The organism is Streptomyces sp. NPDC091271, from assembly GCF_044757505.1.
GTDB lineage: Bacteria > Actinomycetota > Actinomycetes > Streptomycetales > Streptomycetaceae > Streptomyces.
In genome coordinates this window covers 860329-874882 of sequence record NZ_JBIVVD010000002.1, presented here as the reverse complement: position 1 = coordinate 874882, position 14554 = coordinate 860329, and the positions used below count along the sequence as shown (strand labels likewise).

Genomic DNA, 14554 nt, shown 5'->3' with positions numbered 1-14554 from the left:
GTGCAAGGTTCGCTTCCTGACCCCACTCGGGGCAAGCGATTATTTCGGTGCGGGGGATCGGGCCCCGGCGACGGGGCCCGATCCGGCCTACTCGTCGGGCTGTTGGGAGTCCATGCCCGAGCGTGCCTTCTTCCACTCGCCGCGGGTGAAGTCCGGGATCTGCTGCGGGGCTCCCCCGGCCTTGATGGAGAGGTGGCTCAGCGGGACCGGCGCGGTCCAGGTGGCCGCGTCGTACACGTCGAAGTCGGGTACGAGCCCGAGGCGCATGCACTGCATCAGCCGGAACACCAGCATGTAGTCCATCCCGCCGTGACCACCGGGCGGGTTGGCGTGCTCCTTCCACAGCCAGTGGTCCCAGTCGGCGTACGCGGAGAAGTCCGCCCACTGGTCGTCGGTGTGATCGGGCTCCAGATAGATCCGGGCCGGGTAGTCCTCGAAGACGCCCTTCGTGCCTCCGAGGTTGTTGATCCGCGAGTAGGGGTGGGGCGTCGACACGTCGTGCTCCAGGCGGATCACCCGGCCCTTGGCCGTCCGGACGAGACTGATCGTCCGGTCGCTCTCGATATAGGTCTCCTTCCAGCTCGGGTCACCCTTCGGCATGTGCTTCTCGCGGTACTCGGCGAGGCCGAGCGAGGGGGAGCCGACGCTGGTGATGGACACCGCGCGGTCGCCGCGATTGACGTCCATGTAGTTGGCCACCGGCCCGAATCCGTGGTTCGGGTAGAGATCACCGCGCAGGCGGGTGTGCCACAGCCGTCGCCACGGGCCCTCGTAATAGTCGGGGTCGAACATCAGCCCGCGCAGATCGTGGTTGTACGCGCCCGCGCCGTGCAGCAGATCGCCGAAGAGGCCGGCGTGCGCCATCCGCAGGACCCGCATCTCGTTCTGCCCGTAGCAGCAGTTCTCCAGCTGCATGCAGTGCCGCCGGGTCCGCTCGGAGAGGTCGACCAGCTGCCAGAGCTGGTCGAGCTGCAGGGCGACCGGACACTCGACGCCGACGTGCTTGCCGTTGAGCATGGCGGTCTTCGCCATCTCGAAGTGGAAGTCCCAGGGCGTGGCCACGTAGACGAAGTCGATGTCACCGCGCTTGCAGAGGTTCTCGTAGTCGTCCTCGCCGTTCGCGTACACGGCGGGGGCCGGCTGGCCCGCCGCCGTGACCTTCGCGGCGGCCTGTTCGGCCTTGTCCTTCACCGGGTCGCAGACCGCGACGACCCGCACCCCGGCCACGGCGAGGAAGAGATCGATCATGCTGCCGCCGCGGTTGCCGAGGCCCACGATGCCGACCCGCACCGTGGAGCGGCGGTCGAAGGGGACGCCGGCCATGGTGGCGCCCTTGCGGGCAGGGGAGGCGGCGGGAGCGGCCGGTGCATTCTCCGCCGCCGCCGCGGTGCCGGTGCCGAGGGTTCCGAAGCCGAGTCCGACGCCGGCGATTCCGGCTGCCCCGGCTGTGGTGCGAAGCACGGAACGACGGCTCATCGAGCCGTCGTCCGCGTTCAGAGGGTCCAGGTCCTGTGGTGCGTCGTCATTCATCGAGCCTCCAGAAAGGGCGATCGACGGTGCGCAGACGAATCCGGGGACCCGTGAGGAGGCGGGCGCCCGGACCTTGGTAAGGACCTTGAACGGTGGGGCTGTTGTTGTGCAAGGGATGCGATTGGACTCTCGCGCGTAAACCATGGACTTTGCTGCGGCCGACGGCGCGGCGGCGGTGTGGACGGGCATGGGGGCGCGGCCGGCGGCGCGGCGGCGGGCCGGCGGTTCTGTGGATCGGGGAGCGGGGTGCGCCCGGATTAAGATGTGCGGGCATGCGCCCGGTTACAGATGTGCGGGCGTGAACCCGGTTTCAGATGTGCGGGCGTGCGCCCGGTTTCAGAGGACCGGCCGTGTGGCCCGCTCCAGCTCGATCAGCGCCGAGTGGTAGGGGTGGCCGGTGGCCCGGTCCATGCCGATCTCGCACATCCGGTTGGCCGACAGATACGCGTCGTACTCCCGGGCGCCCACCTCGGCCCCCTCCTTGGCGGTCGCCGAGTCCGTGAGCTCCTTGTGCAGCATGCCGCGGTCGCCCGCGAAGGCGCAGCAGCCGGTGTCGTCGGGGACGACGACCTCCTCGGCGCAGGCCTCGGCGACCGCACGCAGCTGTGCCACATCGCCGAGATGCTGCATGGAGCAGGTCGGATGGAGCACGGCGGAGCCCGTCCTGCGGAACAGGGTCAGGGCGGGAAGCAGCTCCTCGGCCGCCCAGACGAGCGAGTCGACGATGGCCAGCTCGTGGTGCAACTCCCGGTTGGCCTCACTGAGATAGGGCACCACCTCGTGCGCCAGGCCCAGCGTGCAGGAGGAGGCGTCGACCACCAGCGGCAGCCTGCCCCCGGCGGTCCAGCCCCAGGCGGCCTCCACGATGCGGTTGGCCATGACCGCGTTGGCCGCGTCGTAACCCTTGGAGTGCCAGATCGTCGCGCAGCAGGTCCCCGCGACGTCCTGGGGGATCCACACGGGCTTCCCTGCCCGCGCCGACACGGAGACCACGGCGTCGGCGAGCGACAGCGCACTCTCGTCCTCGGGTCCGGCGAAGATACGGTTCACGCAGGCCGGGTAGTAGACGGCACTCGCCCCCGCCCGCGAGGTCGGGGGGAGCCTGCGCGAGGCGGCGCCGGGGGTCTCCGGCAACCACTCCGGCACGAGATCCGGCCGGACCGCCCGGCGGGCGAGCCTGGTCACGGCCCCGAGCACCCGGTCACGGGCCGCGCCGGGCGCGGTGTGGGCAGCGGCGATCGTGAGCCGTGCCGTGGTCTCCACCGCCGTGAAGTACTTCGCGGTGAGCATCGCGATCCGCTCCTCGCGGGCGGAGTGCCGGTGGTGGCGGAAGTCCTTCATCATCGCGCCGGTGTCGATGCCGACCGGGCAGGCCAGCTTGCACGTGGAGTCGCCCGCGCAGGTGTCCACGGCGTCGTACCCGTAGGCGTCCAGCAGACCGGCCTCCACGGGGGATCGGTCCGGCTGGCGCATCATCTCCCGTCGCAGCACGATCCGTTGACGCGGAGTGGTGGTCAGGTCCTCACTGGGGCAGGTCGGTTCGCAGAAGCCGCACTCGATGCACGGGTCAGCGACCGGCTCGACCGAGGGGATCGTCTTGAGCCCGCGCAGATGTGCCTTCGGGTCGCGGTCCAGGACGATCCGCGGCGCCAGCACCCCCTCGGGGTCGATGACCTGCTTCGTGCGCCACATCAGCTCGGTGGCTTTCGGGCCCCACTCCAGCTCGAGGAAGGGGGCGATGTTGCGGCCGGTCGCGTGCTCCGCCTTCAGCGACCCGTCGAAACGGTCGACGACCAGCGTGCAGAAGTCGTCCATGAACGCCGCGTACCGCTCGACGTCGGCGGGCTTCGCGGCGTCGAAGGCGAGCAGGAAGTGGAGGTTCCCGTGTGCCGCGTGGCCGGCGACGGCGGCGTCGAAGCCGTGCACCGCCTGGAGCTCGAGCAGCGCCTCGCAGGCCTCCGCGAGCCGGGACGGCGGAACGGCGAAGTCCTCCGTGATCAGCGTCGTGCCCGAGGGGCGGGAGCCGCCGACGGCGGTGACGAACGCCTTCCGGGCCGTCCAGTAGCCCGCGATGGTCCCGGCGTCCCGGGTGAACTCGTTGGTGACGGAGACGGCCGGCACGACGAGGTCGAGGCCGCTGACGACCGAGGCCGCCGCCTCCTCGTACGTCCCCAGCGCGGTCTCGTCCGGGGCGCGGAACTCCACCAGGAGCGCCGCTGTGGCCCGTGGGAGACCCGCCCAGTCCGCGGAAACGCCCTGGACCCTCACCGAGGCGCGCAGCGTGTTGCCGTCCATCAGCTCCACGGCGATCGCGCCCGCCTCGTTGAACCGGGGCACCGCTGCCGCCGCCGAGGTCAGGGAAGGGAAGAACAGCAGCGCGGAGGACACGTGCCGGTCCAGGGGCAGGGTGTCGAAGACGACCTCGGAGATGAAGCCGAAGGTGCCCTCGGAGCCGACCATCAGCCCTCGCAGGATCTCCACGGGGGTCGATCCGTCGAGGAACGCGTCGAGGCGGTAGCCGTTGGTGTTCTTGATCTCGTATTTGGCGCGGATCCGGGCCGTGAGCGGCGCGTCCGCCTCGATCTCCGCCTTGAGTGCCATCAGCCCGTCGCACAGGCGCGGCTCCGCGTGGCGCAGCAGCTCGTCGGCCTCGGGCTCGGCCGTGTCGACCACCGTGCCGCTCGGCAGGACGAAGGTGAGGGAGGAGACCGTGCGGTATGAATTACGCGTCGTCCCCGCGGTCATCCCGGAGGCGTTGTTCGCGACGACGCCGCCGACGGTGCAGGCGATCGCGCTGGCGGGATCGGGGCCAAGGAGCCTGCCGTGCCGGGCGAGCGTGATGTTCGCCCGCATGACGGTGGTACCCGGGCGGATCCGGGCCCGTGCCCCGTCGTCCAGGACCTCGATCCCCGTCCAGTGCCGGCGTACGTCCACGAGGATGTCCTCGCCCTGTGCCTGGCCGTTGAGGCTCGTGCCCGCCGCCCGGAAGACGACGTCACGGCCCTTGCCGTGCGCGTAGGAGAGGATCGCGGAGATGTCGTCGATGTCCTCGGGGACCACGACGACCTGCGGAAGGAAGCGGTAGGGGCTGGCGTCCGAGGCGTAACGCACCAGGTCGGAGATCTTCCACAGGACCTTCTCGGCGCCGAGCAGGGCCGTCAGGCCGGCCCGCAGCTCCGCCGGTGTCCCCGACGCCTTCCAGCCGGGCACCCGATCGGGGGACGGCGGGCGGGCCGTCCCAGGGCGCAGGGCTTCCGGCTTCGGCAGCGGCATGTCAGGTCCCCTCGACGGCGCGGTGCGGGGGCCGCACCGCGTGCCTCAGCAGCGGCGGCGCTCCGGCATCCCGTCGACCAGAGCGGTGAGCAGTCCGCCGAGCACCTCACGCTGTCCGGCGGTCAATGGAGCCAGGATCTCCTCCGCGGCGGCCTTGCGCGCGTCGCGCATCGAACGGAGCACGGCGCGGCCCTCCTCGGTGATCTCGATACGGACCACCCGGCGGTTGGCCGGATCAGGGGCGCGCCGCACCCGGCCGCTCGCCTCCAGGCCGTCGACCAGAGTGGTCACAGCCCGTGGGACGACGTCCAGGCGCTCGGCGAGATCGGCCATCCGCGGCGCGCCGTCGTAATGCGCGGTCGTGCGCAGCAGGCGGAACTGGGCCGGGGTGATGCCGATCGGCTCCAGCTGCCGGCTCTGGATGCGCTGGAGACGGCGGGTGAGCCGCAGCAGCTGCTCGGCGAGCATGCCGTCGGAGTCGGGGGAGTCCATGAGGGAACAATATCAGGACCTTGTTCATTGTGAATAGAGGTAACAATGAGCTAGGCTCTCGAAAGTCCGCTCTCCCCGTCAGCTCGACCGGGCCTCCGTGCCGGCCGCCGGACGCACGAGCGCTCCATCATTCGCACGCTCTCGAAGGAGCCCATGAAACCCGACGAACCCGTCTGGACACCTCCAGCCGCAGACACGGGGCAGCCGCCCGCCGAACTGCGCCGCATCTTCCGGCTCTTCCGGCCCTACCGGGGCAGACTCGCCGTGGTCGGGCTGCTGGTCGGCGCCTCCTCCCTGGTGTCGGTCGCCTCCCCGTTCCTGCTCCGCGAGATCCTGGACACCGCGATCCCGCAGGGGCGTACGGGGCTGCTCACGCTGCTCGCGCTCGGCATGATCCTCACCGCCGTGATGAACAGCATCTTCGGCGTTTTGCAGACCCTGATCTCCACGACGGTCGGCCAGCGCGTCATGCACGACCTGCGCACCGCCGTATACACCCAACTGCAGCGGATGCCGCTCGCCTTCTTCACCCGGACCCGCACGGGCGAGGTCCAGTCCCGCATCGCCAACGACATCGGCGGCATGCAGGCGACGGTCACCTCCACCGCCACCTCCCTGGTCTCCAACCTCACCTCCGTCATCGCGACGGTGGTGGCCATGCTCGCGCTGGACTGGCGGCTCACCGTCGTCTCGCTGCTCCTGCTGCCCGTCTTCGTCTGGATCAGCCGGCGAGTCGGCCGGGAGCGGAAGAAGATCACCACTCAGCGCCAGAAGCAGATGGCCGCCATGGCCGCCACGGTCACCGAATCGCTCTCGGTCAGCGGAATCCTGCTCGGCCGGACGATGGGCCGCTCGGACTCGCTCACCAAGGCCTTCTCCGAGGAATCGGAGCGCCTCGTCGACCTCGAGGTGCGTTCCAACATGGCGGGGCGCTGGCGGATGTCGACCATCGGAATCGTGATGGCCGCCATGCCCGCCGTCATCTACTGGGCGGCGGGTCTCACCCTCCAGTCGGGTGCCACGGCCGTCTCCATCGGCACCCTGGTCGCCTTCGTCTCGCTCCAGCAGGGCCTGTTCCGGCCGGCCGTGAGCCTGCTCGCCACCGGTGTGCAGATGCAGACGTCCCTCGCCCTGTTCGCGCGCATCTTCGAGTACCTCGATCTTCGGGTGGACATCACCGAGCCCGAGAAGCCCGTCCAGCTGGATGAGATCCGCGGCGACATCGCCTTCGAGGACGTCACCTTCAGTTACGACGAGAAGAGCGGCCCGACCCTGAGCGGCATCGATGTGACCGTGCCGGCCGGGACCGGCCTGGCCGTCGTCGGCCCCACCGGATCGGGCAAGTCCACGCTCAGCTACCTGGTGCCGCGGCTGTACGACGTCACAGGGGGCCGGGTCACCATCGACGGCGTCGACGTGCGTGACCTGGACTTCGACACCCTCGCCCGGGCAGTCGGCGTGGTCTCGCAGGAGACCTACCTCTTCCACGCGTCCGTCGCCGAGAACCTCCGCTTCGCCAAACCGGACGCCACCGACGAGGAGATCGAGGCCGCCGCCCGCGCCGCCCAGATCCACGAGCACATCGCCGGGCTGCCCGACGCCTACGACACCCTCGTAGGTGAACGCGGATACCGATTCTCCGGCGGCGAGAAGCAGCGGCTGGCGATCGCCCGCACGATTCTCCGGAACCCGCCCGTGCTGATCCTCGACGAGGCGACGAGCGCGCTCGACACCCGTACGGAACACGCCGTGCAGCAAGCCATCGACTCCCTTTCGAAGGGCCGCACCACGCTCACCATCGCGCACCGGCTCTCGACCATCAGGGACGCCGACCAGATCGTCGTCCTGGACGACGGCCGCACCGTCGAGCGCGGCACGCACGAAGAGCTGCTCGCGCAGGACGGACGCTATGCCGCCCTGATCCGCCGCGACGGCCATCAAGTTCCGGCTGCCACCTGAGGGCGGGATCCGGCTGCGGAGCCGCCGGTGGGTGCGGCATGATCCCCACGCATGAGAGCACTGCTCGGGGTGGAACTCCCCGGATGCCGGCCCCTGGACAGCGGCGGCGGCGCCCAGGGTGAGTCTGGGCCGACGACGACGGCGATGTGCTGTCCGTGCACCACTTCGCCCTGCCCCCCGATCTCCCGGCCGGCCTGGACGACGGGCCCGCGCTGCGGACCACCCTCACCCACTGGGCCGCGCAGGCGGGCGGCGGACTCATCGAAGCATCGGTGAAACGGCTCGGCGGCCTGCCCGCACTCCGGCAGATACTCAAAGTGCCACTGCCCCGGCAGCCCAGGGGGCAGGTGTTCATCGGCAGTTTCACGGTGCCTCGCCAGGAGTGCAGCACCGTGGTGAGGATCCAGGCACCCGAGCGCGGGATGACAGGGATGCGGGAAGCCGTCGTGATGGCGGAAGTCGGCCCCGACGCGTATTTCCGCCCACACCCCTACGCACCGGATGTGCGCGGCGGCCTTCGCTTCCATGTGGCGGACCATGCCCGCTGGGACTCGAAGTTCCCCGACCACCCGCTCAGCCGGGTGCGCCGCACGCTCGACGCGCTCACCGAGGCGGTCACGGTGGATCCGCGCTTCGCGGACCTGCCCCGGCACTCGGTTCTGACGGAGCCGACACGGAAGCGCCGCCGCTCCCGTGGGACGGGGAGCGGCGGCGCGGTCATGCAGGAACGATCAGACGAGCCAACCCACGAAGTGGACGACGCCGGCAAGCAGGTTGGTCAGGAAGTTCATCTGGTGATTCTCCTTGTGCGTGGTGCATCTGTGGGACACGCGCAGTAGCGGTCTGCAGCCCGCTGTGTGCGTGTAGTAATCATCTGGCGTCGCACGGTAGTTGGGCAACCAGATACGGCACGGCCACGCGTTCGAGCGAACACCCGATCCCCTGTTCGCGTGTTCTGTTCCTGCAGTCGTACCTGAGCCCGATCAGACCGGCACGCTGTCCAGCAGCCGGGTGACCGAACGGACGGCCTGCCGTCCGGCCCGGTTGGCGCCGATGGTGCTGGCGGACGGACCGTAACCGACGAGGTGGATGCGTGGGTCCCGCACGGCCCGGGTGCCCTCGACGCGGATGCCGCCGCCCGGTTCGCGAAGTTTCAGCGGTGCCAGGTGATCGACGGCCGCCCGGAAACCGGTCGCCCAAAGGATCACGTCGGCATCAACGGTCCGGCCGTCGGACCACGCCACCCCGTCCGGCGTGATCCGCTCGAACATGGGGAGCCGGTCGAGAACGCCCTGCTCGCGAGCGCGCCGGACGGCGTCGCTGAGCGGCAGTCCGGTCACGCTGACCACGCTCTGCGGCGGAAGCCCGCGGCGTACGCGCTCCTCTACCATGGCCACCGCGGCCCGCCCCTCCTCCTCGCCGAACGGCCCGTCGCGGAACACCGGGGGGCGCCGCGTCACCCAGTACGTCTCCGCCGCGACCTCGGCGATCTCCATCAGGTGCTGGGTGCCCGACGCGCCGCCGCCGACCACGACAACCCGGAGGCCGGCGAACTCCTCCGGCCCCGGATAGCTCGCGGTGTGCAGCTGCCGCCCCCGGAACATCTCCTGACCCGGGTAGCGCGGCCAGAACGGACGGTCCCAGGTGCCGGTGGCGTTGATCAGGGCGCGCGTGGCGTACGTACCCTCGGAGGTCTCGACGAGCAGCCGCCCGTCCTCGCCGTCGCGCACGGCGCTCACCTCGACAGGCCGGTGCACCCGCAGGCCGAAGCGGTTCTCGTACGCGTCGAAGTAGGCTCCGATCACCTCGGACGAGGGACGGCTGCCGTCGGCGCCCGTCAGCTCCATGCCGGGCAGGGAGTGCATGCCGTGCACCTTGCCGTACGTGAGCGAGGGCCAGCGGAACTGCCAGGCGCCGCCGGGCCGGGGTGCGTGATCCAGCACAACGAAGTCCCGGTCGGGGTCGAGGCCGGCGCGGCGCAGATGATAGGCGGCGGACAGCCCCGCCTGCCCGGCGCCGATGACGACCACGTCCAGCTCACGAGTCCCGAAGTTGTTCACGTTTCTACCAACCCTGGCCCGGCCCCGGATCTTCCCGGTGGGCACGGCCCGCCCCGACGACGAGAGAATGGGGCCATGTCCGACACCTTTGCCACACACCTGCTGAGCGTCACCACGGGACGGACCGAGACGGTCATGGACCTGACGGAGGACTGCACGCGGTTCCTGGACCGCGTCGCTCACGGGCGGGACGGCCTGCTCAACGTCTTCGTGCCCCACGCCACCGCCGGGATCGCGATCCTGGAAACGGGCGCCGGCAGCGACGACGACCTCCTCACGGCGCTGGGGACCCTGCTCCCTGCCGACGACCGCTGGCGCCACCGCCACGGAAGCCCGGGCCACGGCCGCGACCACGTGCTCCCGGCGCTGGTCCCGCCGCATGCCACCTTGCCGGTTATCGGGGGGAGGCTGGAACTGGGGACGTGGCAGTCCGTCTGTCTGGTGGATACCAACATCTCTAATTACAACCGTCAGGTGCGGTTGAGCTTCTTCGGCTAGTGAGTCGCTTGGAGGGACTGTAGAGGAGGAGTCCGGCCGCGCCAACTGAGTGGTGAGCGCGACTGCCCGCCGGCCCGCAGGTCACCGAGCGTGTTCCACCTCTGGCGGGCTCCCTTCCACATCGCCCCTCTGTTCCCGACGACGCACGATGTGGAGTGCGTGGCGATCGTGAATCGGCGGCCGAGGCCTCTGGAGCTGCAGTCTTGTGCGTGCGCACTATGTGCGGGGGTGGGTTTTGCGGGCGATATCCGGACGCTGAAATGACGCCCGCGACGTTGGTCCTGTAGGGGTGATACCGGCGTTGGTGCACTACTGCAGGTGGGCGAAGCGGTCTACGTTTGCAAGCGCGTGGAGGGGATAGGCAGGTGTCGGAGCGTCGGCCAGGGGCGGGGCCTTACCCAGGGACAGCCACGGACAGAATCTTGCCGTCGCCCGAGGTGTAGTGGGCTTGATCCGCTTTGACGGACATTCGAGATCTGGGGTTCAGCCCCGGAAGGATGTCCATCATGGAGAGCATGGGGAAGAAGAAGCCTCGCCGCCCTCGTCGTTCGTTCACGCCGGAGTTCAAGGCCGAAATCGTAGGGCTGTGCCGACGGGGTGACCAGTCGAACACGAACGCGTCTTGACCAGTAGTCGGCTTCCCGCCTGGAACACCACCGCTCGGCCTCTCTTCTGATCTGGATACAGGCAGGGCCCGAAGTGCCTCCTCGCCCGAGGTTGGTCCTTCGCGCGATCCAGTCGGGTAGTCGCGTCCGAGCTGAGCTGTATCAGCGGGAATGCTCCATGCGACAGCTATAGGCGACCAGTTGTGGCTCAGACAGTGTTGCCCCGCTTCCATGCCTCGATAATCTCGATGGGGATGCGGCCGCGGTCGGGGAGGGGATGGCCGTTGGCGCGGGCCCATGCGCGGATTTCGGTCGGGTTCATGGAGTCCTGCTGGTCGGTTGGGGGGGTCGGCTCCACGATCGGGCGGGCGGGGGTGAACGTGGTCCCGTTGTCGAGGAGGTCTTCCGGAAAAAAGGGGACCCGCGTCGTGCCGCTGATGACCGCGAGGAGGAACTGGGTGAGGGTTCCGGTGAAGGTGTACCAGGGCGCGCGCAGAGCCTGGTTGACCGCGACATCCCACGCGTCTGGCTTGTCCGAGGGCTGCGTGACCCAGAAGAGGTAGTCACCGTTCCCGGTGACCCCTGTGGCGAAGAGTTGCTCCGGGGGGTGGGGCAGTGGCCACGGCTGCCGGGCGTTGTGCCTGACTTCTTCGATCTGCTGCCGAAGTCGGGCGGGCATGGGCCCGGTGAGATCTGCCGCTTCGCGGGGGGCGTGCGGATGGTACAGAGAGAGGAAATTGCAGAACTCCCCAGGACCATATGTGGCCATGAGCTGCTTGTAGTCCTCGGGAAGCCGTATGCCGAGTTCTGTCTCGACCTGGCTCCAATCGGGGGCTGAGGGAGGTGACGCGGGGGGCGGGCAGATAGTGGTCAGCGCGGTCAGGGTGGTCATGGTGACTCCGGGGGAGTATCAGGGGCGAGGTTCGTCGTGAGCTGGGTTGGAGCGGATGTCTTCCTGGTCGAACCGGAGCTTTCCATCTGGTCCCTTCCGGTGGCCGAAGGCCTCGAGGTGAATGCTCTTCGGCGGTGAGTCGGGGTCGTCGTTCACGTATTCCAGGTAGACGTTGTATGTGACAACGTCACCATCCGCGACAGCGTCATAGACTCTTTGTTCGAACATGCTCATCCATGGCGTGTTTGTCGGGTTCTGCGAGATGGTGAACAGATTCTTCCATTCATCCCCGGAACCGCCGAGTTGATTGGCCAGCATGTGCCCGCGGGCCTGGCCCACACCCGACTGGTGGCCCGGCGGGATGATGGTGTTCCGTGCGTCGGTGCCCTCATCGAGCATGTTCCGGGTCACGATGGCGTTCATCTCGTACGGCCGGCCGTGTTCATCAAGGGTCCACCGGACCTGTCCGCCCCATGTGGGATCCGCCGTGCAGCCGGCCAATCCCAGCGGATCGGAAAGCACCAGGGGGTTGGGGACGTATGCGTAGTGATTGATCGCCGGTGCGAGGCCCAGGGGATCAGGCGACAGATACCGGCCCAGATTCGGGTCGTAATAGCGGTTGAAGTTGTAGTGCAGTCCGGTCTCCGGATCGAAGTACTGGCCGGGGTACCGCAGTGGTGTGTAGGCAACGCTGTCCTTGTTCCACTGCGTGGCTCCCCACACCGTGCTTCGGGCCCGCCAGGCCAGAGAGCCGTCGGTGGACACGAGTTCGGTAGGAGCGCCCACCAGGTCGGTGACGATCGCGAAGAATCGCCGATCGAGCTCGTTCTGTTCGCGGTCGAACTTGAACTCACGCTGGCACAGCGGCTGGAGCCCGGCGTAGTCCCAGACCACGGCGGTCCCGTTGGTACGTTCCTCGGCCAGCAGCGCGCCGTCCCACCGGTAGGTCGTGGTTTCGACTATGTGGTGGTCCGGGGCCAGACGCTGTTTGGCCAGCCGTCGGCCCAGCGGATCGTAGAGGTAGCGCCAGTCCAATCCTTGAGGGATACGCACGTCCGTGAGGCGATCTTCTGCGTCCCACTGGAAGTGCCATACGAGGACTCTGCCGCTCAACGTCTTTGTCCTGCGCTGCGTGACTCGGCCCTGCTCGTCGTACGTGTAACGGGTACGGCCGGCTCGCGTGATACGGGACCCCTCATAGAGCCGATCTCCTGCGGCCGCCTGGCCTGGAGCCCGGGCGGCCAGGGCGGTCCGGGATTGGTCGCCGACGGCGTTGTAGGCGTATTGCTCGCTCCACCCGTCCGCCTGGACTTCTTCGACTCGACTGGCGGAGTCCAACGAGAAGGTACGTTGCCCGGTCAGGCTGTCGCGGTTGAGCTTCCTGGGCTGACCAAGATCGCCTCGGGGCCGTGCCGTCGAGTCTTCGTACCTTGCGTGCGCGAATGGAGAGAACCTTGCACGGTACGACCCCACGTGTGCATCGGAGCCCCCCTGGGCGCCGGTGGGAGAACGTGCTCACAGCCGCCGCGTCGTTGGGGCGCAAAGTCGTCGACTGCCTGAACACCGGATACAAGATGCGGGCAGGGCCACCGGCCGCAGCGGTGGACGTCCTGCGCGTCGAGCACGGGGCCGGTCGCAGGAGCGGCGGCCGCTGATGCGGACCGAGTTACCGCTCGATTCCCGCGATGAGGAGTGCGGCAAGCCGGGCCAGGGCCGTTCCGGGCTTGGCGATCCTGAGGCGGGCTCCGCCGGCAACGACGTACGGCCGGGCCTTCGTCCGGGTCACCGCCACATTGAACGGGCGGAAGCCATTGTGGTGCCAGGCGTTGGCCCCAGGCTGCCGCCGCTGCCGTCCACCGTGTCGAAGACGACGACGTCAACTCCCGGCCCTGGGACCGGTGGGCCGTGTCGGCCTCCGCGAGTGGGGCCCCGCGCCTTCGACGTCGCGCAGCGCTTCCGGGGTGGCCTCGGCCTGGACGCGTACGGCGTGACCGTGCCGGCCTCTTCGCTCTGTTCGCGGTGGAGTTCCACCAGCGCCCGCGTGATGAGTGACCCGGCGGGCCGCCATGCTTTGCGCCTGTCGGTCAGGTGGGTGCGAGCCGGCTCGTTAAGACCATCGGTGTGATGAGGACGATCTCGGGGTCGTTGTCCGGCCTCTCCCACAGCACCTGGAGCCGCCTGTGAGGGCGTCTCCGTACATGCGGTCGTTGCCCACGCGCATGACGGCCACGCCGAAACGGTGCTGTGCGGTGTGCGTGACGTACGGCGGGTGCGCCTCGGCGTTTCGGCGCGGCTCAACAGGCTCTGGTTCGCGCCGGTGCACACGGAGCCGTACGTGTGCGTACACACGCCGCCCGGGGAACCCCGCACGCCCTACCGGTGCGCGCGGGCAATGGAAAGGATGAGCACACCGCACATGAACCAGGTGATCCGCAGTTCCCCGTCCTCCGGCCGGGCGGACTCGCGGCGGAAGGAGTTCACGGTGTTGCTTCTCATCTCCCCGGACGGCGTCGAGGAAGCGCTCGCCTGCGCGAAAGCGGCTGAGCACCTCGACATCGTCGACGTCAAGAAGCCCGATGAGGGCTCGCTCGGCGCCAACTTCCCTTGGGTCATCCGGGAGATCCGCGACGCGGTACCGGCGGACAAACCGGTGTCCGCCACGGTGGGCGACGTCCCGTACAAGCCGGGCACCGTGGCGCAGGCCGCGCTCGGCGCGGCCGTCTCCGGCGCCACGTACATCAAGGTGGGCCTGTACGGATGCACGACTCCCGAGCAGGGCGTCGAGGTCATGCGGGCAGTTGTCCGGGCGGTGAAGGACCACCGCCCGGACGCGCTGGTCGTCGCCTCGGGCTACGCCGACGCCCATCGCGTCGGCTGCGTGAACCCGCTCGCCCTGCCCGACATCGCAGCCCGCGCCGGTGCCGACGCGGCCATGCTGGACACCGCGATCAAGGACGGGACGCGGTTGTTCGACCACGTTCCGCCGGACGTCTGCGCCGAGTTCGTCCGCCGCGCCCACGCATCCGGTCTGCTCGCCGCCCTCGCGGGCAGCGTCAAGCAGGCCGACCTCGGTCCGCTGACCCGTATCGGCACGGACATCGTGGGCGTGCGGGGAGCGGTCTGCTCGGGCGGTGACCGGAATGCCGGAAGAATCCAGCCACGCCTGGTCGCCGCCTTCCGGGCCGAGATGGACCGGCAGGCCCGGGAGCACGCCGCCGACGTCCCGGCCCTCAACTGACCACCGG

Annotated in this window: 10 protein-coding genes and 1 pseudogene; 5 read left to right on the top strand and 6 right to left on the bottom strand. The window is 69.2% G+C overall.

Going from position 1 to position 14554, the window contains the following annotated elements; genetic code table 11:
- Positions 1-87: 87 nt before the first annotated feature.
- The 3 genes from ACIQM3_RS11015 to ACIQM3_RS11005 all read right to left on the bottom strand — a co-directional run bounded on the left by ACIQM3_RS11015 (position 88) and on the right by ACIQM3_RS11005 (position 5295).
- Complete coding sequence (locus ACIQM3_RS11015; protein WP_401621936.1) at positions 88-1530, bottom strand: Gfo/Idh/MocA family protein; 1443 nt, start codon at positions 1528-1530, stop codon at positions 88-90.
- Between the two features lie 336 nt (positions 1531-1866).
- Positions 1867-4803: an FAD-binding and (Fe-S)-binding domain-containing protein gene (locus ACIQM3_RS11010; RefSeq protein ID WP_401621933.1), complete on the bottom strand. Its 2937-nt coding sequence runs from the start codon at positions 4801-4803 to the stop codon at positions 1867-1869.
- 45 nt (positions 4804-4848) lie between these two features.
- A complete protein-coding gene (locus ACIQM3_RS11005) occupies positions 4849-5295 on the bottom strand; it encodes a MarR family winged helix-turn-helix transcriptional regulator (RefSeq protein WP_401621930.1) in 447 nt (148 codons plus the stop codon).
- A 153-nt stretch (positions 5296-5448) separates the two neighbouring features.
- Here ACIQM3_RS11005 and ACIQM3_RS11000 point away from each other — a divergent pair, with 153 nt between their 5' ends.
- Together ACIQM3_RS11000 and ACIQM3_RS10995 are read left to right on the top strand one after the other, a co-directional pair.
- Positions 5449-7254, top strand: coding sequence for an ABC transporter ATP-binding protein (locus tag ACIQM3_RS11000; protein WP_401621927.1), 1806 nt, complete (start codon positions 5449-5451; stop codon positions 7252-7254).
- A gap of 51 nt (positions 7255-7305) precedes the next feature.
- Positions 7306-7901, top strand: a pseudogene (locus tag ACIQM3_RS10995) (hypothetical protein); the annotation flags it as partial.
- A 336-nt stretch (positions 7902-8237) separates the two neighbouring features.
- Here ACIQM3_RS10995 and ACIQM3_RS10990 read toward each other — a convergent pair.
- A complete protein-coding gene (locus tag ACIQM3_RS10990; RefSeq protein WP_401621924.1) occupies positions 8238-9314 on the bottom strand; it encodes an FAD-dependent oxidoreductase in 1077 nt (358 codons plus the stop codon).
- Positions 9315-9389: 75 nt separating this feature from the next.
- Between ACIQM3_RS10990 and ACIQM3_RS10985 the strand changes: the two genes are divergently transcribed.
- Entirely contained in the window at positions 9390-9812 is a 423-nt protein-coding gene (locus ACIQM3_RS10985) for a secondary thiamine-phosphate synthase enzyme YjbQ (RefSeq protein ID WP_401621922.1), read from the top strand.
- 813 nt (positions 9813-10625) lie between these two features.
- Here the strand turns inward: ACIQM3_RS10985 and ACIQM3_RS10980 are convergent.
- Positions 10626-11309: a histone-like nucleoid-structuring protein Lsr2 gene (locus ACIQM3_RS10980; protein ID WP_401621919.1), complete on the bottom strand. Its 684-nt coding sequence runs from the start codon at positions 11307-11309 to the stop codon at positions 10626-10628.
- An 18-nt stretch (positions 11310-11327) separates the two neighbouring features.
- The gene (locus ACIQM3_RS10975; RefSeq protein ID WP_401621916.1) at positions 11328-12647 is read right to left on the bottom strand and encodes an RHS repeat-associated core domain-containing protein; all 1320 of its coding nucleotides are present in this window, start codon (positions 12645-12647) and stop codon (positions 11328-11330) included.
- Positions 12648-12820: 173 nt separating this feature from the next.
- On the opposite strand from ACIQM3_RS10975, the gene ACIQM3_RS10970 reads away from it, so the two are divergent.
- Together ACIQM3_RS10970 and ACIQM3_RS10965 are read left to right on the top strand one after the other, a co-directional pair.
- Positions 12821-12964, top strand: a complete 144-nt coding sequence (locus tag ACIQM3_RS10970) for a hypothetical protein (protein ID WP_401621913.1) — start codon at positions 12821-12823, stop codon at positions 12962-12964.
- Between the two features lie 827 nt (positions 12965-13791).
- Complete coding sequence (locus ACIQM3_RS10965; RefSeq protein WP_401622423.1) at positions 13792-14547, top strand: (5-formylfuran-3-yl)methyl phosphate synthase; 756 nt, start codon at positions 13792-13794, stop codon at positions 14545-14547.
- Positions 14548-14554 lie beyond the last annotated feature (7 nt).